The sequence below is a fragment of the Pseudomonas sp. SWRI18 genome (assembly GCF_014268345.1).
GTDB classification, from domain to species: Bacteria; Pseudomonadota; Gammaproteobacteria; order Pseudomonadales; family Pseudomonadaceae; genus Aquipseudomonas; species Aquipseudomonas cedrina.
In genome coordinates this window covers 183,126-203,942 of record NZ_JACCQQ010000002.1, presented here as the reverse complement: position 1 = coordinate 203,942, position 20,817 = coordinate 183,126, and the positions used below count along the sequence as shown (strand labels likewise).

13 protein-coding genes are annotated in these 20,817 nt (G+C 61.4%); 4 read left to right on the top strand and 9 right to left on the bottom strand.

The features are described 5' to 3' along the window. Positions 1–40 precede the first annotated feature (40 nt). The 8 genes from pelG to H0Z09_RS03530 form a co-directional block, all read right to left on the bottom strand. Entirely contained in the window at positions 41–1,411 is a 1,371-nt protein-coding gene (pelG, locus tag H0Z09_RS03565) for an exopolysaccharide Pel transporter PelG (RefSeq protein ID WP_186687439.1), read from the bottom strand. Continuing rightward, positions 1,412–2,926, bottom strand: coding sequence for a GT4 family glycosyltransferase PelF (gene pelF / locus H0Z09_RS03560; protein ID WP_186687437.1), 1,515 nt, complete (start codon positions 2,924–2,926; stop codon positions 1,412–1,414). It lies immediately after the preceding gene. Beyond that, a complete protein-coding gene (locus tag H0Z09_RS03555) occupies positions 2,923–3,912 on the bottom strand; it encodes a HEAT repeat domain-containing protein (RefSeq protein WP_186687435.1) in 990 nt (329 codons plus the stop codon). Before H0Z09_RS03555 ends, pelF begins: the two co-directional genes overlap by 4 nt. Next, positions 3,890–5,257 carry a PelD GGDEF domain-containing protein gene (locus H0Z09_RS03550; RefSeq protein WP_238340195.1) on the bottom strand — a complete coding sequence of 456 codons (1,368 nt, stop codon included), beginning with the start codon at positions 5,255–5,257 and terminating at the stop codon, positions 3,890–3,892. The genes H0Z09_RS03555 and H0Z09_RS03550 overlap by 23 nt, the downstream gene beginning before the upstream one ends. Positions 5,258–5,262: 5 nt before the next feature. Beyond that, positions 5,263–5,781, bottom strand: a complete 519-nt coding sequence (locus H0Z09_RS03545; protein WP_186687434.1) for a penicillin-binding protein activator LpoB — start codon at positions 5,779–5,781, stop codon at positions 5,263–5,265. Between the two features lie 27 nt (positions 5,782–5,808). Next, the gene (locus tag H0Z09_RS03540) at positions 5,809–9,417 is read right to left on the bottom strand and encodes a tetratricopeptide repeat protein (RefSeq protein WP_186687432.1); all 3,609 of its coding nucleotides are present in this window, start codon (positions 9,415–9,417) and stop codon (positions 5,809–5,811) included. After that, positions 9,395–12,208, bottom strand: coding sequence for a bifunctional glycoside hydrolase 114/ polysaccharide deacetylase family protein (locus H0Z09_RS03535; protein ID WP_186687430.1), 2,814 nt, complete (start codon positions 12,206–12,208; stop codon positions 9,395–9,397). Before H0Z09_RS03535 ends, H0Z09_RS03540 begins: the two co-directional genes overlap by 23 nt. Positions 12,209–12,270: 62 nt before the next feature. Then, entirely contained in the window at positions 12,271–13,203 is a 933-nt protein-coding gene (locus tag H0Z09_RS03530) for an NAD-dependent epimerase/dehydratase family protein (protein WP_186687429.1), read from the bottom strand. Between the two features lie 370 nt (positions 13,204–13,573). Between H0Z09_RS03530 and H0Z09_RS03525 the strand changes: the two genes are divergently transcribed. The 3 genes from H0Z09_RS03525 to H0Z09_RS03515 are packed head-to-tail and all read left to right on the top strand — an operon-like array spanning position 13,574 to position 16,911. After that, a complete protein-coding gene (locus tag H0Z09_RS03525; protein WP_186687428.1) occupies positions 13,574–14,917 on the top strand; it encodes a CHASE2 domain-containing protein in 1,344 nt (447 codons plus the stop codon). Positions 14,918–14,954: 37 nt separating this feature from the next. Beyond that, on the top strand, positions 14,955–15,320 hold the full coding sequence (locus H0Z09_RS03520) for a hypothetical protein (protein ID WP_186687427.1): 366 nt from the start codon (positions 14,955–14,957) through the stop codon (positions 15,318–15,320). Between the two features lie 13 nt (positions 15,321–15,333). Then, the gene (locus H0Z09_RS03515) at positions 15,334–16,911 is read left to right on the top strand and encodes a M48 family metalloprotease (RefSeq protein ID WP_186687426.1); all 1,578 of its coding nucleotides are present in this window, start codon (positions 15,334–15,336) and stop codon (positions 16,909–16,911) included. Positions 16,912–17,006: 95 nt separating this feature from the next. On the opposite strand, the gene H0Z09_RS03510 is transcribed toward H0Z09_RS03515, so the two are convergent. Continuing rightward, the gene (locus H0Z09_RS03510) at positions 17,007–18,308 is read right to left on the bottom strand and encodes an OprD family porin (protein ID WP_076951619.1); all 1,302 of its coding nucleotides are present in this window, start codon (positions 18,306–18,308) and stop codon (positions 17,007–17,009) included. Positions 18,309–18,718: 410 nt separating this feature from the next. Here H0Z09_RS03510 and H0Z09_RS03505 point away from each other — a divergent pair, with 410 nt between their 5' ends. Continuing rightward, positions 18,719–20,806: a TonB-dependent siderophore receptor gene (locus H0Z09_RS03505; RefSeq protein WP_186687408.1), complete on the top strand. Its 2,088-nt coding sequence runs from the start codon at positions 18,719–18,721 to the stop codon at positions 20,804–20,806. Positions 20,807–20,817 lie beyond the last annotated feature (11 nt).

The window sequence follows — 20,817 nt, the reverse complement described above, 5'->3', positions numbered from 1 at the left end:
CCAACCGACAAGTGCCTTTTTCAAACGCCCAAACCCGCAATCAACGCGACAACATAAACGTCTCGTACTCCAGATTCTCCAGCGCCGTCGACAACCGCGCCAGCCCCAGCAATACGCACACCAGCAGCGACAAGGTAAACCCATACCCAAAGAAGCTAGGCCCCAAATGCATGCTGAGCAACGTCAGCCCGGCGTTGAGCACGGCAAACAACACACACAACTCCAGCACAACCCGGCGTTTGTCGAGGTAGAAAAACACGTTGAGCAGCGCCATAAACACCACCTGAATGCTCACGCCGATCAGGTCGATATAGAACAGCGGCAGGTAGTAGCTGGAGATGCCCAGCCAGTCGAGCAGGCGCGGTGCGAAGAGGAACAGCAGCACCACGGTGAGGCCCTGGACTTTGCAGATTTCGAGCAGGCCCTGGCGGATGGACAGGGTCATTTCGGTTTTCAGCGAGCCGATGTGCTGCAGGGTTTCGCCGTCGCGGATGGCGCGGAAGAGGCGGTCATACCATTCGGCGAAGTCGGTTTCGATGCGCACAAGGAACACAGCCATGCCGGGGATGATCGCGAGGTAGGCGATGAAGATCGGCATGTCGTACAGGATCGATGCGCGCAACGGGCCGATGACGCTGTTGGAGGTGGCGGGGTTGAACCAGAACAGGATTTTGTCGACCCAGATGCCGAAGTTGTAGAAGAACCCGGTGACCAGCAGGCTCAGGAACACGTTGCGACGGTCGAGGAAGTCAAACGCGATGAGCTTTTCGGCGCGGTATTCGCGAAGGATGTCGTAGAGGTACAGGAACAGCAGCGTGCTGTGCCCGATCAGCAGCGCCAGCAGCAGGCCGGGCATCTGCAGGAAGCTCAGCAGGTAGGCGCTGGCGACCATCAGCGAGTAGCCCACCAGCATCACCAGGAGGATGCGGTTATATTTTTTCATCCCCGACAGGAAGATGATCACCAGCCAGAGGTTGCACAGCACCACGAAGTTGGAGAGCACCAGCACGCGGTAGATCAGTGGCTGATCGAACAGCACCGCGAGCAGGATGATCCCCAGGACCCCGGCGCCGATGGTGACCAGCAGCAATATGCCCAGCAGGTTGGGCAGGATTTGCTCGTAGTTGCGCTGGAACAGCTGGTCGGACACAAACCGGGTGAAGAACAATTGCAGGCCGCCCGTCAGGATCAACGAGCTGGCCATCAGGTACGTCACCGTCACCAGAAACTGCCCGACCAGTGAGTTGGGCAGCATCAAGCCGAGGCTGATGATACCCACCAGCATCACGCTGATGATCGACAGCACCCACGGCCCGGAGCTGATCAAGCCGGCATAGACGTAGGCATGCAGGGTGGCGGTGTACGAGTCGCGCGACAGGATCTTGCGCAGTTCAAAGCCAATACCGGCCATTTAGCTGTTCTCCATGGCTGCCTGGTACAGGTCGCGGTAGCGCTGCAGCATCAAGGCTTCGGTGTAATAACGGTTGACCCGCGCCAGGCCACTGGCTTGTGCGGCCTGCCAGCGTTGCGGGCTGCGCAGCAGTTCGAGGATGGCGGTGGAGGTGGCCTGTGGGTCGGCAATCGCGACGACTTTGCCGGCGATGCCCAGGTCACGGTCTTCGGCGCTGCCGCCCTCGATCAGCTCGCGGCACGAGCCGACGTCGCTGCTGACCACCGGCGTGCCGGCGGCCCAGGCTTCGAGGATTACCAGCGGTTGCGCCTCGCTGATCGAGGTCAGCACCATCAGGCCGAGCTGCGGCAGGATGTCCTGGATGCGCTGGAAGCCGAGGAAATGCACTTTGCCTTCCAGGCCGAGGCTGGCCATCAGGCTGCGGCATTCGCTGACGTACTCCGGGTCTTCTTCTTCAGGCCCGACGATCCAGCCTTCGACCTCAGGCATGGCGCTGATCACGCCGCGCATGGCCCGCAGGAAGGTTTTCACGTCCTTGATCGGCACCACACGCCCAATCAGGCCCACGCGCGGGGCAATGCCGGGCTCGCGGTTTTCGAAAACGCGGTTCCACTGCGTCAGGTCGATGCCGTTGGCAATCAGCTGCGTGCGCGCAGGATCGGCGCCGTCCTTGATCTGGCGCTGACGGTTGCCGTCATACAAGGCGATGATGTTATCGGCGCTGTTGTAGGCCAACTGGCCGATGCGCTCGAAGTAGCGCACCCACAAGGTCCGGATGTAACCCGAGCCGCCGTCGAGGCTGCGGTTCAGCGCCTGGCCGGAGCTTTCGGCGATCCACGAGGCCTGCGCGAGGTCGATCTTGCGTTCCTTGGTGTAGATACCGTGTTCGCTGAGCAGGTAGGCGCAGTTCCAGCGTTGCTTGAGAATGCAGCCCAGGAGCCCGGCGTAACCGGTGGAGATCGAATGCAGCACCCGCGCCCGCGGCATCTTGCGCGAGGTCTCGGCCAGCATCAGCAAGGGCGACTGCAGCGAGCGCAGGGTCCAGAAATAATTGACGAAGGACGGGTCGGCGCAATGCTGGCGATAGCCTTCGCTGAGGGTCTCCCAACTGGCGCGGCTGCGCAGTACATCGTCGAGGGTCATGTCGCCATTGGCGATGCAGTCGAGCAGCTTCTCGCCCAGCTCACGCTCAGGCAGGTCGGGATGATGCAGGAAACGATAGAGGTCAGCCAACTGCTGCGGGTTGGCTTCGCGCGGTGTACCGCGCAGGTTCGTGGGATGCGTCGCATCCTCCAGGAACACCTCTTCGATGTGCAGCACGTTGGCCGGCACGTCGTAGCGGCGCGTGGTATACGCCGAGCGCTGGCCGCCGATGAACATCACCGAAAAGGTCAGCTCTGGCAAACCGAGGATCATCTGATGGATCCAGCTCGACACGCCGCCGCGCACGTAAGGCCAAGTGCCTTCGAGCAGCAGGCAGATGTCTGCAATGGGTGCCTCTTGCTTCTGAATCATTCCCAGCTCCTCACCAGCTCAGCGAACGGTGGCCGCTGGCGGGTTTTCTCGGGAAGGCTGGCGAGCAACCCGGGGATTTCTTGATAACGACCGGCTTCGAACGCCAGTTCCGCGCGAAACGGCAAGACCTGGGCCGAGCCCATGCCGTTTTCTTCGGCCAGGCGCAGCAGCTCTTCGGCGCGCTCGTTCTCGCCGCGCTCCAGTGCGATGCGGCCGGCCAGCAGGAACAGTTCACCGCCCTCGCCCGCCGCCAGGCCTTGCTCGGCGTGCTCGCTGGCTTGATCGAGTACGTGGTCCAGCACGCTGCCTTGCGCCAGGCCCAGGTAAGCCAGCTCCCAGTACCAGCGCGCGAGCATGCTGTGGACCGGGCCGGCGGTGCGCGTACTGACATTCACCAGTTGCTCGAGGGCCATCTGGATATGCAGGTTGATGTCGCTTTCCTGCTTATCGAGCATTGAATAGGCGAGCAGGCGTACGTCGTCGCTGGGGTCTGCGAGCGCCAACTTGAGGATCGGCACCGCTTCCTTGCCCGGCATGCGCCGCGTGGCCAGCAAGGCGGCCAGGCGCTGATCCGGGTCCGGCGCGTGACGCAACACATCCTGCAGGCCGCCGTCGGCGAAGATCGGCTTGTGCAGTTGCAGTTGCGCGCGGTACGGCAAGCCTGGAATGCCCACGGCCTGCCAGGCCTGTTTATCGCGTTTGCGCGGCAAGTACAGCGCCGGGAAAATCGCCATCACCACGCCCAGGGTGCCAATGACCGGCACGAAAAACGCCAGGCTGAAGATGAACAGCGGGCTCCACGGCAACGGCTTGCGGTAACGCGCCGGCAGCAACAGCCACACCGCCGCGCACAGCATCAGGCAGGCGAACCCGTGGCTGAAGGAGAAGACCAGCAATTGGTGCACTTGAGGCGCATCGAGCCACAAACTGGCCCAACTGCCCGCCTCTAACAACAAGGCTCCGCTAAACAGCCACTTGCTGATCATTCAAGCCACACTCGTTGTAAAGGAAGTTACGCAGCCCGTTGCGGTCACAGCCAGGCTCCAGGTTGAAAGGCATGACCCGAACGCCCAGGCTGTCAAAGTCGCTGTCGTGGCCGAAATGCTCATGCAACAACAGGCTGATGCGTGCCAGGTAACCTTCGGTGCCTTGCGGGCCGGTCAACGGCAACAGCACCAGCAGCACGTGGTGGTCGCGGCTGTTGCGCACCGGCAAGTGCAGGTCCAGGCCGCGCTGGCTGCGCTCCATCAGGCGCGTCAGCTCGTCGTTGGTGCGCGTCATTTCGAACGCGAACAGCCCGGCCGGTAAGGTGTGCTGTTCGACATCCACCAGCGAGCGCTTGAGTTGCAGGGTGAACTGCTGCGCGTCGGCATCGGCCAGTTGCAGCACGTGCGGGTCGCGGCGCAGCAGGTCGGCGATGTGGCCGGCGAGCAGCGACAGCAGGCTCAAGGTGCGATCCTGGAACGCGAAGAACGGCATCTGCCGAACCGCCAGGATCGCCAACAGACGGCCTTCGGCGTCGATCAGCGGAATGCATGCCTGCAACGAGGAAAACTGCGCCGAGTTGCCGGAGTCAATCAGTTCCTGGCGCACGCTGACCAGTTCGCCGCGCTCAAGGCAGAGCTTGATCAGGTCATCTTCAGGGTCCAGCGGGCCCATCACGCCAATCATCGCCAGGGCTTGCGGCACCACATGTTTTTCGCTGTCGTCGACGCGGTACAGCCCGGCCACGCGCAATGCGCCGTACTGGCCGAGCATCGCCACAATCGGTTCAGCCAGCGCGCTCAGCGCATCGCCTTCGACCGGCATGCCGCGCAGTTTTTCTCGCAGGCCCAGCAAGGAGCTGCGCAGGCTTTGGTCGCTGCCGGCCACGCGCTGTTCGAGCAGGTCATGTGAAACCCGCAGGATTTGATGGGCGCGGGTGAACTCATCGAGACGATACTGACGGTATTCGTTGGCCATCTGCAGCCGTTCCAGGCGACGCACCCACAGGTCACGCACCTCACCGACCAGCATCCCGCACACCAGCACACCGACGATAAACGACGGCTCGATCTGGCTGTAACCCTCATGCCCGCTGCTGCGCAGGGCAAACAGCACCGCCACCAGCACCACCGCACTGAGCAGGCCGCGGACAAACCCGTACCGCACACCCAACAGCAGCGGCGCCAGGATCGGCCACGGGAAACCCGCGTGCATCTGCATCGGGTCTTCAGGCGTCAGCCAGAAGCCGAGGCCGACTGCCAGGCCCGTCACCAATAACGTTTCCAGCCAAGACACCGGGCCGCTGGCGCGAGGCGCCAGGCTGTAATCCATGTGTGGAGAATTCATTGCGATCACTCGAACCGAAGGGCGCCAACAAGGTTGTCGATCACCTTTTGAGCGTTACCCGCCAGGCTTTCACGGGACCAGCCGGCGCGAGCGCCACTTTTGCTCCACAGTACGCGACCGCTGTTGGCTTCCAGCACGCGCAGGCTGATGCCCACCGCCGGTTCACCGTCCAGGCCGTTCTTGTACTGCCACTCTTCGACGCTGCCGGCGACCACGTAATCGAGCTTCTGCTCGCGTGCCCAATCGAGGGCACCGGCCAGACGCTCATTGTCATCCATCAAGGCTTGTTCGCCCTGGGTGCTGACCGGGTAAACCCGTGGTTGCAGGCCGTGGCTGCTGAGCACACTGAGCAGGATCTGCTCGCTGCGCTCACCGGCTTGCGGGGTCTGGGAATAGTTGACCATCGGCACGATGCCCCACTGCGCAGTGCGCGGCAGGTTCGGGCTGGTTTCACTGGTGAAGCTCGAGCAGCCGGCAACGAACAGTACTGTCAGCGCCAGGCTCAGGTTACGAATTACTTGCATAGGTTTTCTCCCGTAGAGATTCTGTAATCAGCGCCCGAAACGCACGCCGTAGCTCATACCCAGTGTTCCGCCGGATTTGCCATCCCCGCCTTGTGGCGCGGATTGGTAACCGACGGTCAGGGCCAGTTCGTCGTCACCCAGCACTTCGAAGCCGATGCCGGTGTTCATGCCGTAGTTGAAAGTCTGGTCTGTCCACTGCCAGCCGGCTGTCATGTCGACCAGCCAGGTGTATTGCGGCTTGGTGCGCACCAGCGCCCCAGGGATGCCGCGACGCCAGGTGGTGCCGACGTAGAGTTGGCCGTAGCGGCTTTGCAGCAGGTTGTCGCTGGTGACTGGGTCCACATCGAGCGGGTCAGGCAGGCCGGTATCGGAATCTATCGACTGCGGCGTCACCTTGATGGCACCGCCGTTGCGGCTCGACAGATAGTCCAGTTCCCGATCCTTCACGCTGTTCTTCTGGTAATCCACACCGCTGCGCACCGTCCAGTTGGGCCCGGCGAATTCCAGCGTGTGGTTAAGCTCCATCTTCAACGCGTGCCCGGTGCCCAGCGAGTCGCCGGCACGGGTCGAGAACGAACGCTGCGCCACTTCCCAGCTCAACTGGTCCCGGGCGGTCAGGCCGTGACGCCCGCCGACCCAGGCCCGGTCCTGCTGACCGAACGCGCGCATCAAGCCGCTGTCGTCGCTCTTGCGATGCCAGTCCAGACCGGTTTCCAGCTGATGGCTGTTGCCCAACTGCCACATGCGCGACAGGCCCAGGCCGTTGCGGTCGTCGTCCTTGCGCTGGCTGGTGTCGGCGAACAGCTTCCAGCTGCCGTTTTCCACCGCGCGAACCAGGGTCAGGGCGGCGTTGCTCTCGTCACCGATTCGCGATGAGATAACGTCATCGCCCTGGTATTTACCGTGTTCCACCTCAAGGTCGGCGTACCACTTGTCACCGATGTTATGCGCGATTTCCAGGCGCGGCGCATCAAACGAGAGGCCACCGAAGTCCTGCTTCTGGTACGACAGCAGCGCGCCTTGCGGGGTGCTTTCGTGGATTTCCACGGCCTGGCGGCGCAGTTGTTCGCGCACCGATTCCGGCTGGTCGTCACCCAATGCACTCAGGCTGGTTTCCAGTGCTTCGTTGTCGCGCCCCAGGCGGCTGAGGGCCTGCGCACGTTGCGCCGGGTTCAGGTCGCTGCTGGCCAGCAGGGTTTCGACCTGGGCCTTGTTACGGCTGCGCAGGGCTTCCTGGATCTGCTCGTAGCGGTCGACCTTGAGGCCTTGGCCACGCGCCCATTCCAGCCATTGGTCTTTCTGCGATTCCTGGTTGGTCGCATCCAGCCGCGCCAGCAAGCGTTCGAACCACATCTGTTTCATCGACGGCGAACCGTCCTTCCACTTCGACAGTTCCTGCTGCGCCTTGCGTGGCGAGTAGCTGCTGGACATCAAGCGCAACCAGATCCCGTAACGCTGCGACGAAGGCTGCAAGCCGTCGGCCTCAGGATTGCGCAGCAGCTTCAGGCGCAGGCGTTGCGCGGCGTCCTGGTAACCGGCGGTGTCCAGTGCATCGGCGTAGGCGGCCTGCACCAGCCAGTCGTTCGGGGTGAGCTTGAGGTACATGCGGTACCAGGCCAACGCCTCGGTATCGCGGTTCAACAACTGACTGGCGCTGGCAAACGGCAGCCACAGCAGGCGGTCTTCACGCGCATTGGCGCGCCATTGGGCCAGCAGTGGCTTGAGTTTCTCGGTGTTGCCCTGGTCGACATACATCCAGATCATGCGTTCGCGAAACAGGTTGTCATCGGGAAAGCGCGACAGGCCCAGCAAGTACAAACGCTCGGCTTCGGCGCTGTCGCCCTGCTCGATTGCCAGTGCGCCACGTACCGCCAGGACCTGGGCTTGCTCGTAGGCATCCGGGTACTGTTTGGCGTCTTCCAGCAAGTCGGCCACCAGGTCCCAATTCTGCAATTCCTGGGCGAGCTGCAGCGCCTCGACCAAGCGTTGCGGGTCTTGGGCGCGGCGCCAGCTGGCGACCATCAAGGCCAACGCCCGTTCCGGGTCGCGGGTGCGGTACAGGGTAATCAACTGGCTTTCATCGCCGCTGACCAGCTTGCCGTTGATGGCCAACAGTCGTTCCAGCGACACACGCAGGTCTTCGTCACGCTCCAGGTCCCAGGCCAGGCCGGCGCGGGCATGCCAGTACTCGGCATCCTGGATCGAGGGATCATCCTCTTTCACCACGTCCCAGGCAGCCTGTTCGTCAAACAGCTTCATCTCGGTGCCAACCCAGTCCACCCGCTCGGCCGGGGTCAGCGTGAAACGTTTGGCGTAGTCGTTGTAGACCTTGCTGCGGGCGGCGAACTGCCCGGTGTTGTCCAGGTTTTGCAGCAAGCGTGTCCACGCCAGGCGGTGCCCTGGGTATTTGCGCAGATAGGTGCGCAACCAGGCTTCGGCCTCGGCGGGCGTGCCGCGCGATTCGTGGCCGTAGACCAAGGCGTCCAGCTCGATATCGGTGAGCGCGCGCTGCTGCATGATTTCGGCGAGCAACGGGATCGAACGGTCGAAATCGAACAGTTGGCTGGCCAGGCGCCAGGCGTGTTCGCGGGTCTTCGGGTCTTCCTTGAGTTTGAGCAAGCGAATCCAGTAACCGACTGCCGCTGCGTTATCGCCGCGCCATTCGCCCAGGAGCGCCATTTGCTCGAGCAACACGGGGTCGTCCGGATAGTCGACCGTCAATTGCTGACCGGTTTCCCAGGCGCCCGCCAGGTCGTTGATGGCCAGGCGCACGTGGAATTCTTTCAGGGCAATTTTCGGGTTGTCCGGCTGCACCTCGCGCCACTGCTTGAGCACGCGCTGCGCCAGATCGAAACGCTTGGTCGCCACAGCCACGTCGACGCCCTGCTCCAGCCACGCCACATCGGCGGGTGTATTAGTGAGCTGGGGCAATTCGTCGGCCAGCACCTGTGCGGCCTGTTCGTCGTGGCCCGCCGACAGCAAGCTGTTGAACGCCAACAGCGCGTAATCACGGCGCTCGGCCGGTAGCTGGGCGTCGCGGCGCAGTTGCAGGTAGATGTCCGCGGCATGCTGCGGTTGGCCGCTGGCCATGTACCACTGCGCGGCTGACTTGAGCGCTTCGGCACGTTGCGCCGGATCGCGCGCGGCGATCTCTTCATACACGTTGGCTGCGAACTCAGGCGCCTGCAACGTCAACGCGCGCTTGGCCAGGTTTTGCAACTGCGGCATCGGCAACTTGCGGTAGTCGAAGCTGCCCAGGCGCTCGGCCAGGGCCCGTTGCGCGATCAGGTCGTTGCTGCTGTCGGCGACCAGGGCGTCCAGTTCCAGGCGGTAGTAAGCCTGGGTTTCAGGCTGTGGCTTGGGCCAGGCCTCCAGGTGCTGACGCGCCTTGGTGTAGTCGCCCAGGCGAATCAACAGGTCGACCAGTTGCAGGCGCAAGTGATCGTCGTCCGGGTGCGCCGTCAGCAGCAGCTCGGCATAGTTGGCCGATACCGCATCAGGCTGGCGACCATCGGGCTGGAACACTTCTTCACGCTGGAAGGTCGCCCACAACAGGCCACCCACCGCCACCGCCACCACCGCCAATGCCCAGGGATTGAGCAGGCGGCTGTTCTTAGTTGCAGAGGAGCTGACCATTACTCACCTGCTTCATAGGTAATTGAAAAGTCCACAGGCCGGCCGAAGCCTTGCCTGCAAAGCGTTGTCCATCCACTTCCACGCGGCAGGCACTGGCCGAGCGCACGGAAAAGGTCAGGTCGAACTGACCGGCAAAGGCAAAACTCACGCGCCGCTCATCCAGGTAACGCCAGTCCAGCAAAGGCACATTGGCTTCTTCCAGCGCAGGTCTGGGGTCTCGATCCGGGCGCAGCACCAGCAAGGCTTTGTCGCTGCTCAGGGCCACGTAGCGCCCTTGCGGTAAATCGCGTACACCGGCGATGCCCTGCGATTGCAGCAGGTCCGGCCAGCCCATCTGCGCGTCCAGGCGCACGGTACGCAGCGCGTCCATGCCGCGGATCTGCCAGGCGCCATCGGCGGTGCGGGCCAGGCTCGCCTGGTACAGGCCATGCAGACGGTCGAGGTAGTCGCTCATCCACAACGACATCGGCTGCTGCTCGCGCATGTACCCGTAGATCTCGTGCATGGCCTTGATCGATGCCTGCTTGGTGCTGGAATAGAAGTGGTAATACAGGTGCACGCCGCGCAGACGGCGCGGGCTGTCGGTAAGCTCGAAGGTCTCGATCAACTCGCGGAAACCGTAATACGGGCCCTTCCACAGGTTGGTGTAGAGGTTCTCGTTGATGATCGGCGCGTAGTACTGCAAGCCGCCCGGGGTTGGGCGCAGCAGTGGGTTGAGGCCGGTCAGCGACGGATTGGCCTTGGTCATGATGGTTTCGGCACCGTTGACGTTTTTCAGGCCGGCGTCGTAGGCCAACTTGATGGTGTCGGACGAAGGCAGCGCATCACCGGGCCAGAACACCAGCTTCACCGGCTTTTGCGGGGTGGTCAGGTTCTGGTTGATGTAGTCGCGCGAACCGAAAATTTCGCGGCGAAAATCGATTTTGTCGTAGCCCGGCACCTTCATGTTCATGCCGTATTCCGGGCTGAAGTTTTCGCGCTTCTTGGCTTTGTCCGGCTGCATGAAAAACGGGTGGCTGAAGGTGTGCGTGGCGACTTCAACCTTCGGGTTGGCGAATATTTCGCGCGCAATCGGCTCCAGCTCACGGGCAAGGAAGGGGAACGCGCCGCGCGGCGAAATCTCGGCTTCGATGATCGATACCGAGGTCAGGAACGGGTTGGGCTTGATGTAGTCTTCCAGCGTGTGACGCCCGGCGTAAGGCGTGCCGCGCACTTCAGCGCGGGAAGGGAAACCGTCGCCGTCGATGTGCACAGTGGCGATGCGTCGGCCGTTTTCGGTGGTGCTGTCCGGGCGCGGCTGGCTTGGCAGATGCAGGCTGGCCTGCAGGAACGCGAAGGGATCGAGGATCCAGCGGCTGCGTTCGTTGTTGCTTTCCAGCAGATAAGGGGCGAGCGCCAGGCCGCCCCACTTGCCTACGACCACCGGGGTGAACACGTCACCGCCGGCGCCGGTCAGCGACAGCGCGACAGTCGGGCCGTTGGGCATGACCGACACAGCGGTGAGGTCACGCGAACGCGGCACCACCGGCGCTTCGAATGCGCCCACAAGGGCCTTGTCCTGATGAGTAATAGTCACTGTTTGCGTGGCTGGCGGCGCATCGCGCTTGAGGCCCAGGCGTTTGAGCAGCAGCTTGTCTTCAACCGGCAAACCGCTGAAAAACGCTACAGGCACTTGTTCGTCCAGGCGCGCATTGATGAAGCGATTGAATGCGGCAGGGTCCTGCGGCGGGCCGCTGGTCATCCAGGTCACGACGCCGGCGTACAGGCCGCCGAAGCTGTAGCGCGGAAGGTTGCTGTCAGCCGGGAAATAGTCGACGCGATAGCCCAGGTATTCCAGCAAGCCGCCAAGTTCGGTATGGCCAGCGGCATCTTCCAGCGCGCCTTCGCGCGGGTCAAAAAGCAGCGCGATACGGCGTGGCTGGACTTCGATGCTGCTGATGCCCATGGTGTTCAGATCAGGCGTGCTGATGTAAGGGATGAAGCCTTCGTCGCGCAGACGCTTGGCCAGCTTGCGCGCTTCTTCGCGGCGCTCGGGCGGCAAGTAATCGATCGCTACCAGCGGAATGCCTTTGGCACGCAGCGGTTGCAGATGGGTTTCAAGCCACTGGCGATCGGACTCCGAAACCGGGCGATAACGCTTGGCGGAGGCGTCCCAACCCGCGTGGATCGACTCGACCGCCACGGCGGCGGCGACGCCGTCCAGCTCGGGCAGTACTTCGAAACCGCGATTGAAGAACAGCTTCAATTTTGGCTGGCGCTTGTGCAGGTCGCGCAGCAAGTTGGCCAGGCCTACGCGCTGCGCCTCACGCTGGGCTTGAGGCAGCAACTGGAAACTGTCGAGGGTATCGAGAAACACGCCGCCATAACCTTGGGCTTCCAAGTCTTTGGCGCGTGCGAACAAGTGCTCGCGCCAGGCTTGTGTGGTGAGGTCCATGACCTGGCTGTTCCAGGCGTCGTTACGCACCGGGGACACCGCTTTGCTCAAGCCGGCTTTGGCGAGTTCAGCTTTATTACCGTCAAATTCGCCCACCGACAGATAGGCAAAGGGTTCGCTGCCCAGCGTACGCAGGGTTTTGACGTTGGCAGGCGTCATGTGACCCGGCTCGACCACCGCCCAGTCGAACTGCGCCAACTCCGCCAGGGGTGGTTGGTCGGCGTACCAAAAGGCCACGCTGGCCGGCTGCGGCAACGTCGCGGCCTGCACCGTAGACCCGCCAACGAACAACGCAAAAGCGGCCAGCAGCCGCTCGGCTATTGCACGGACACGCGTCCCGCGAAAAACGATTTCCATAATGCACTCTTGAAATGACTGAAACTGAGACGGCGCTAAGGTCGAACCGGGCGACCGACGGGTTACAAACTGCGAAGTAGCTGCGCCAGCCCCTGGCCCACGGATGTCGGCGTCGAGAGTTCAAAGCGTTGCAGCAAACGCGTGTTGTCAGCGCGGGAATGGCGAATATCGCCCTGGCGCTGCGCCTGATGCGTCACCGTCAGCGCAGTGCCGGTGGCGCCGCCCAGTTCGCCGATCAGGTCGTTCAAGCTGGTCGCGCGGCTGAACCCGACATTGACCGCACCTGGGGTGGCCTCGGGGGCTTGCACGGCCTGCACGAGAATACGCACCAGATCCTGCACGTAGACGAAATCGCGGGTCTGCCCACCGTCACCGAATACCGTGATCGGCTGCTTGGCGATTGCCCGCTGGCTGAAGATGCTGATCACACCCGAGTACGGAGAGGAAGGGTCCTGGCGGGGGCCAAAGATATTGAAGAAGCGAAAGATCACCGGCTCCAGGCCGTGTTCGCGACGGTAGAAGTCCAGGTAGTACTCACTGGCCAGCTTGTCGCACGCATAAGGCGTCAGGGGCGACTTGGGGGTGTCTTCTTCGATGGCCGTGCCTTCGCCGTTGTTGCCGTAGACGGCAGCACTGGAGGCGAATACCACGCGCTTCACACCGGCCTTGAGCATGGCTTGGCAAACATTGAGCGTGCCGACGAAATTGCTTTGATGGGTCGCGACAGGGTCATCCACCGACGCTTGCACCGATGCCACTGCCGCCAGGTGGACCACCGCGTCACAACCCAGCATGGCCTGCTCGACCACCGCTTTGTCGGCGACATCACCCACGACGACATCCAGATTCGGGTTGCCGATCGGCAAATTGGCCATCTTGCCGGTCGACAGGTTGTCCAGCACACGAATGCTGTATCCCTCGGCCAGCAAGGCATCTACCAGATGCGAGCCGATAAAGCCTGCACCACCGGTAACCAAAACTCGCTTAACATCCATGCAGTTTCTTCCTGACGACTCAAGCGGAGGTTTCATGTGGTCAGTCCGCTAACGGTGGCACGATTAAGGCCCTGCACAGACTGGAAAACTCCCGGATCCGTGCGGTCGATGATGTCAGTTTAATGGCTTGAAGCCATCAAAACGCGGCCGATAATGTTAGATCCGTGAGAAACTGTCAACGTATTGTCTTTTATACCGCCGGACGGTTAATAACAGCAAAATACAGTCATTTTATTGGCGCCGTATTAATCTCGCAGCTCCTTGGAATAGCTGGCTCGCGAAGCAAAGTGGCTTTTAGCCACTATTCAATTGACATGCCTCCCCCGCTCCGTTAAAAACCCTGTCTGCTTTTGCTTTTATCGAGACACGGATGTTGTCGAGCCCCCCGCTTTTTAACTACCGCCGCTATTGGCTGGCAGCCCTCATCGTGCTGCTGGCGATTCTTGATCCTTTCGGCCTGGCCAGTTCCAGCGACAAGGCGTCGGCGCAGTGGCTCAACCGTATGTTCGCCAGCCACTACTCCAACGCGGGGCAGCAGCAGGTGGCCGTGATCGTGATCGATGATGCATACCTGATGCGCAACGCCACGTCATGGCCGATGCCCTATGGCGAGCAAAGCAAACTGTTCAAGCGTCTGCTGGCGTTCAAGCCCAAAGCTGTGTTTGTGGATTTGCTTTACAGCCACGATCACTCCTTCGGCGACCCGGCTCGCGGCAGTCAGTTACTGGCGAATGTGTTCGAACGCTACCAACGCCAGGGCATACCGTTGTGGTTGGCCAATACCGGCGTGGCTCGAGGCGAAGCTGGCCAGGCCAACACACTGGCCCCTTTTGTCGAGGTCAGCCGCGCGGCACTGGTGGCATGGGAGGGGATGAGCGATCAGTACCCTCTGGCGATGAATACGCCGCTGGGTCCGATGGAGACGCCGGCCATGGCGCTGTATCGCAGGTTCTGCACCACGCACGCGTGTAAACAACTCCCGGTTGACGCCGAAGCCGCGGTGCACCGGCAGCCGATTTCGGTGCAATGGGGGTTGAAGCTGGCGCCGGATCAGGCGCGTATCGCCGATGTCGGCGACGACACCCCGACGCGGCACTTTTTGCTGGAAGGGATCGCGCAGCTGTTCCAGGCGGTGTTCTGGAAACTCGACGACTCGGCACAGGCGCGCTTCCCGTATTCGTTGACGTTGACGGCCAGTGATCTGGAGGTCAGCGCCCCGGATGATCAAGCCCTGATCGCCGAGTTGCTGCGCGACCGGCTTGTATTGGTAGGGGCCAATATTACCGCCACGGGTGACCTGGTCGAGTCTGCGGTACACGGTCAATTGCCCGGCGTTTATTTGCATGCCATGGCCCTGGACAATCTGATCAACGCCGGCATGGACTACGAGCATGAGCCCGCCAATTTTCCCGGTTTGCCTTTCAACTGGCTGGATCTTCTGGAGCTCGGGCTGCTCGCGTTGATTGCTGTACTCAAGGCGCTGCATGCGCGCAGGCGTGCGGGGCATCGCACTTGGAGCCGTTGGCGGCGCCAGGAAATCTGGTTTTTTTCTTCGCCTTACCCTTCGTGGCTGCTGGCAATGACCGTGCTGCTGGCGCTCAGTGTGCTGCTGGGCCTCGCTCACATTACGCCGGTGAACGTGTTGGGCATTGTATTGCTGTCGTTGGTGCTGTTCAGCGAACGGGTCGAAGCCTTCTTCGACCGTGATCGGTGAATGCACTGCTTTGTCGTTTGACTCAAGGAACCCAAGGATGAACAGAAGTCTGGTTGTATTGATCGCCGCCCTCTTTACCCAGAGTGCCTGGGCGCAAACCTACAGTATCAAGGCGTTCCTCGCCGACCCGGTGGCGGTGCTGGATGAGCAGGGTAAGCAACAACGCGAACTGCCGCAAAAACAAGCGCCTACGCAACCGGTGCCAGTATTGCAGTACAACAAGGCGCTGGACCTGGTGCAGGTGGAACTGGGCGGTCAGAAGGTCTGGCTGGACCCCATGGACCTGCGCATCGAACCGCCGCTGAACGTGGTGGATCTTCCTTGCCAGGGCCTGACCAAAAGCCAGGCCAAAGACAGCCGCAATAACTCCACCATTGGTTTTGGTGCGGGCTGCAATCAATAAAAGGAGCGTTGCGGTGAAAGGATTTCTGTTGGCGGCCAGCGTGCTGGCAAGCACGCTGCTCAGTGGTTGTGCAACGTTGAAGGGCGCCGACCAGGCGTTCCTGAACCTGGTGGGACCGTCGACCCAATCGCGGGTCCAGGGTCACTACGTGGATAACACTGACGTGCGTCAGTATTACAAGCTTGACCCGCAACGCCAGAGCAAGCAGCGCTTGAGCTACGATGGGCGCGCTGTACCCGCTGCCGAGGCGCGCCAGCAGAACCTGGTGGATATCCCGGTGCTGCAGGTGTACTTGCAAGGGATCGTCACGCGTCTGTCCAAAGGTTGGCCGGGGGAGCTGCCAACTTTGCAGGTGAAGATCACCGACAGCTACAGCTTCGGCCCCTCGGCGGATCCCTACGGCAATCTGTTCGTGCCGCTGGGCATGCTGGACAACGTCGGCAGCGAAGACGAAATCGCCGCCATGCTGGGTCACGAAATGAGCCACGTGTTGCTGCATCATCATGACCGGATGGCGGCGTTCCAGCAGCAAAAGGAAATGTTCACCACGGTCGCCTCCACCGTCGCATTGGCCACAATGGCGGCCGACACTGGTGTGGACCGCAGTTCGGGGACGATGAAGCTGTTCAGCAAGGACCCGGCCGGCACCCAGAAAACCATCGGCAACACCGTGCTGTACACCGCGCTGGCCAACACGTTTTCCGATCATGTGTGGAGCACCGCGTGGGGCCGCAGCCAGGAAGATCAGGCCGACCTGCTCGGCACCGACTTGATGATCCGCGCAGGTTACGCGCCCCGCGCCGCCACCCATAGCCTTGAGCGCCTCAACGACTTCCAGGGCAAACAAAAACCGTTGCTCACGGGCTTTCTCACCGCGCGTAAAAACGCCATGCAGGACTCGCTGCAACAGTTCAATCTGCAGCGCTTTACCCAGGAACTGGATGTGCTGGTCAAGGACGGCCTGACCACCAGCCTCACCGCGACCGCCCAGTATTTTACCCGCTCCCATATGTCGGCGACCGACCGCGACACCGAGTTGCGCCAGTACCTGCAGCGTGAATATCGCCAGGAACGCCGTGCGCGCATCAGCACCGAAAGCTGGTCGAAGATGAAAAACACGCCGCAAGTGGCCAAAGCCATACAGGGTTACAAGGATGCCTACTTCGCCAACGATGCCCTGGAAAAAAATAAGGTGCCCGAAGCCGATGGGTTTATCCGCAAGGCCCTGGCTTCACCCGTCAAGGATCAGCCCGGTATCCGTCGCACGGCTTATACCGTACGCCTGGCCCAGGGCAGGAGCGGCGAAGCCTTGAAGGAGCTGCAAGCGATCAGGGACTGGAGCCTGGCGGGGCCCTCGACCTACGACCTGATGATCAGTTACCACCTCAAGCGCGGCGACGGGCAGTCGGCGCTGACGATGATCGACAAGGCTGAGCGAAACCTCGGTTCCGAAGAACTGTTCATCACCGAGAAGTTGTTGGCCAACCAGCAATTGCAGAATGCTCAGCAGGTGCAAAGCGTGCTGCGCAAATGCGAGCAATACCCGGCGCGCAAGGAAAACTGCAAGAAGCTTGCGCCGACCAAGGCCTGAAGCCGGTGCACGACGCACCTTGTTAACGTCCAAAGAAAAACCCCGAACCAGTCGGGGTTTTTTATCGCCTGGCATCAGACGCGACCTGCGATCAATCAGAAAACATTGATCGGGTAGTCGGCGAACAGCCGGATTTCGTTACCGCCGACGTTGTACTGGTCAGCATTGCTGGAAACGCGCAGCCACGAGGCACGTGCACGCAGGCTCAGGTCTTTGGCCGGGCCGCTCTGCACCACGTACTTGAATTGGTTCCAGATTTCACGCTCGGTGCCATCGCCGCGGTTGGTACCGTCGTCGATGTTGGTACCGCGCACGTAGGCCACGTTGTAGGTCAGGCCCGGCACGCCGAAGGTGGCGAAATCGATGCCATAGCCAAGCTGCCACGAACGCTCGTCCTTGCCGTTGAAGTCGGACCAGTAGGAGTTGGCCAGCAGGATGGTGTTGCCACCGTCGCCAATGCCGCCGGCGTTGCGGTAGCCGCCGTACAGGTAGCCGGTGTCACCGGTGCTGCGCTGGTGAGCGACGGTGAAGCTGTGCGGGCCGACGGCCCACGTGGCGCCCAGGCTCCAGATTTTATTGTCACGGGCGTCTTCGTCCTTCTGGTTTTCCAGGGCGAAGCGCTTATCCAACTTGGTTTTGTAGCCGTTGAAGTCAAACGTCAGCGACTGCTTCTCGGGCAGGGCCAGCACGTAGTTGACGTTGACGTATTGCTTCTTCAGCACGTCTTCCATGTCGGAGGCGTACAGGGCTGCCGACAGGCTCTCGGTGAATTTGTAGCTGCCGCCGATGTAGTCGATGCTTTTCAGGCCACCGCTGTCGGTGCCTTCCATGCTCTTGCGCGCTTCTTTGGTGAAGTGACCCGCGTCCAGTTGCAGGCCGGCAATCTCTTTGGAGACGATCGACGTACCGGTGTAGGTTTCCGACAACAGACGGGAGTTGTCGTACTGCAACACAGGCACGGCCGGGAACTGATCGCCGTACTTGAGCACCGTGTTGGACACGCGCAATTTCACGGCTGCGCCGCCTTTGGCCAGGTCGTGTGGCGCCGAGCCAGGGTTGTTAGGCGTGCCGTTGCCCTGCTTGAAGAAGTCGATACCGCCGGCGCCGGCGCGACCTTTACCACCGTCCAGACGGATAGCGTACTGGCCGATCACGTCCACACCCACACCGACGGTGCCTTGGGTGAAACCGGACTCCAGCTTGCCGATGAAGCCCTGGCCCCATTCGGCTTTGTCTCGCTGGCCGTTCTTGTAGTCACGGCTGATATAGGCGTTGCGTGCGGCGATGTTCAGGTGGCTGTCTTCGACAAAACCCTTGGATTGATCCTGGTCGTTTGCCATGGCTGTCGATGCGCTCAAAATCCCCAGAGCGATCAGACTCATCCGTTGCTTCAACATTTTTTTGTATTCCTTATTTCTGGTTGAGTACGCGCTGTGACACCAGGCTCCATGTCGTTTCTGGTGTCGACTGGTTCCGGACAAAAGAAGGCCCGCGGACGACTTAACAGGCCGCGGGCCTTCTTTTTATTGGATGAGTCATGGCGGTTAGCCACAGGCGTTGGGGCAATCCTAGTCGCGCGTTGAACTATGTGTCAATTTCGTGAATCGTCTGTATTTAGGCGAAATAATTCTAAGGAACGGCTTATGGCTGTTCTGAAAGCGACAATAAACCGCAGGTAAAATTACCAAAAACACATTCGGTAACATATTTACGTCTGGATACGTTTGGGAATAGATAACGCACGCAAATGCAAAGCATTACTATTCGCGCGCATTTTCCCTCCCTATCAATTCGGACACATTTATCCATGCCTGCCCTTCGCCTGACGCCCATCAACCTTGGGCTTTGCGTTCTGCTGTCTGCCGGTTTTGCCTATGGCGCCACGACGCTGCCCGAAACGTCGATCAGCGCCGAAGCTGACGAAGACGACCCGCGCGTCAAGGAAACCAACACGGCCACCCGCACCGCTACACCCGTGCGTTATGTGCCGCAGGCCATCGACTCAGTGAAGACCGAAAGCCTGCGCGCCTACGGCACCAATGACCTGGGCCAGGCGTTAAGCGGCATTCCGAACGTAAGCAGCGGCGCCGACACGCGCTTCGACAGTTTGCGCATCCGTGGTTTCGACGCGAGCAACGACTTTTACCTCGACGGCATTCGCGATGACAGCCAGTACATTCGCGACCTGCATAACATTGAGCGCATTGAAGTGCTCAAAGGGCCGGCAGCCGTACTTTACGGACGAGGCGGCCAGGGAGGGATCGTCAACCGCGTAAGCAAACTGCCGGCCGCCGGTCGCAAGTCCAGCATCGAAGCCCAGGGCGGCAGCAACGATTTGCGCAGCCTGTATGCCGACCTCAGCACCGACCCCAGCGATGACATCAGCCTGCGCTTGAACCTGGGCAACCAGGACAACAACAGCTTTCGTGATGGCGTCAGCGGCAATCGCCAGCTGTTCGCACCGTCCATGAGCTGGCAGCTCACGCCCGACCTGAACTGGCTGGTGCAATACGAATACAGCCGCTACAACCGCAAGCCGGACCGTGGCATTCCTGGAGTCAACGGCCGCCCGGCCGATGTGAGCCGCAGCACCACCTACGGCGACAGCCGCGATTACATCGACGACAAAACCCAGTCGCTGCGCTCCAAGCTGGCCTACGAGCTCAACGACAACTGGCAACTGCGCCAAACCCTGGGCGTGTTCAAGCTGGACAGCGACTTCGACAACACCTACCTCACCGGCTACACCCCGGCCACCAACCGCGTCACGCGTCAACGCTGGCAGCAAGACCTGAACACGCTCAATATCTTCAATAATGTCGAGCTGGAAGGTGGCTTCAGCACCTTCGGCCTGGAACACCGTCTGCTCACCGGCCTTGAACTGGGCAGCCAGCGCCGCGATCCGAAGCTGTACACCGCCACTGCCGTCAACCGCGGCGGCCAGGCCGTGCCGAGCCTGGACCTCAACCAACCCAACCGCCACCTGAGCCACACAGGGCGGATGAGTGTATCGAGCGATAACCACACCGAAGTCGAAAGCCGTGCGCTTTATGTGCAGGACCAATTGCGCCTGAATGATCAGTGGCAAGTGCTCGCCGGCCTGCGTTACGACCGCTTCGAGGTCGACACCACGAACAAGCTGCTCGACACCCGCCAGGCCGTCAAAAGCCACAGCACCAGCCCGCGCTTGGGCCTGGTGTGGACGCCGCTTGAGCATCATTCGTTTTATGCATCGTGGAGCAAGACCTTCTCCCCGGCAGGCGGCGGCTTGATCGGCATCACCCCGAACGCTGCCGGCAGCGTCAACGACCTGAGCCCCGAGTTGACCAAACAGAAAGAATTCGGGGTCAAGAGCGACTGGTTCGACGACCGCCTGAGCACCACCCTGGCGGTGTACGAACTTGAGCTCTATAACCGCCGCACCGCCGACCCGCTGAACCGCACCATCACCCTGCTCAGCGGCCTGCAGCGCTCACGCGGCATAGAGCTGACCGCCACCGGCAAGATCGTCGGCAACTGGTATGTACGCGGCGGCGTCGGCCTGCAGGATGCCAAGGTAGAGAAGGACAACAACGGCTTCGAAGGCAAGCGCGTCAGCGACGTAGCCAAGCGCAATGCCAGCCTGTTCATCACCTGGAAACCGGAGATGGGCTGGTACGCTGAAACCGGTTTGACCCTGGTGGGCGATCGTTATGCCGACAGCCTCAACACCGTGGTGCTGCCGGGCTATGGCCGTTGGGACGCACTGGCCGGGTTCCGTCAGCAGGAATGGAACGTCAGCGCGGCGTTGAACAATATCGCGGATAAAACCTACTACGCCTCGGCGACCAGTGTGGCGCAGATACAGCCGGGAGACCCGCGTAGCCTGGTGGTGACAGGCACGTACAGCTTCTAACCGGCTACCTG

Excerpts from the sequence above, each read along its gene's own strand:
- H0Z09_RS03510 (WP_076951619.1), bottom strand. The coding sequence starts at position 18,308 with ATGTTGAAGCAACGGATGAGTCTGATCGCTCTGGGGATTTTGAGCGCA.
- H0Z09_RS03505 (WP_186687408.1), top strand. The coding sequence starts at position 18,719 with ATGCCTGCCCTTCGCCTGACGCCCATCAACCTTGGGCTTTGCGTTCTG.
- H0Z09_RS03545 (WP_186687434.1), bottom strand. The coding sequence starts at position 5,781 with ATGCAAGTAATTCGTAACCTGAGCCTGGCGCTGACAGTACTGTTCGTT.
- H0Z09_RS03530 (WP_186687429.1), bottom strand. The coding sequence starts at position 13,203 with ATGGATGTTAAGCGAGTTTTGGTTACCGGTGGTGCAGGCTTTATCGGC.
- H0Z09_RS03550 (WP_238340195.1), bottom strand. The coding sequence starts at position 5,257 with ATGAATTCTCCACACATGGATTACAGCCTGGCGCCTCGCGCCAGCGGC.
- H0Z09_RS03525 (WP_186687428.1), top strand. The coding sequence starts at position 13,574 with ATGTTGTCGAGCCCCCCGCTTTTTAACTACCGCCGCTATTGGCTGGCA.
- H0Z09_RS03555 (WP_186687435.1), bottom strand. The coding sequence starts at position 3,912 with ATGATCAGCAAGTGGCTGTTTAGCGGAGCCTTGTTGTTAGAGGCGGGC.
- H0Z09_RS03520 (WP_186687427.1), top strand. The coding sequence starts at position 14,955 with ATGAACAGAAGTCTGGTTGTATTGATCGCCGCCCTCTTTACCCAGAGT.
- H0Z09_RS03535 (WP_186687430.1), bottom strand. The coding sequence starts at position 12,208 with ATGGAAATCGTTTTTCGCGGGACGCGTGTCCGTGCAATAGCCGAGCGG.
- pelG (WP_186687439.1), bottom strand. The coding sequence starts at position 1,411 with ATGGCCGGTATTGGCTTTGAACTGCGCAAGATCCTGTCGCGCGACTCG.
- H0Z09_RS03540 (WP_186687432.1), bottom strand. The coding sequence starts at position 9,417 with ATGGTCAGCTCCTCTGCAACTAAGAACAGCCGCCTGCTCAATCCCTGG.
- pelF (WP_186687437.1), bottom strand. The coding sequence starts at position 2,926 with ATGATTCAGAAGCAAGAGGCACCCATTGCAGACATCTGCCTGCTGCTC.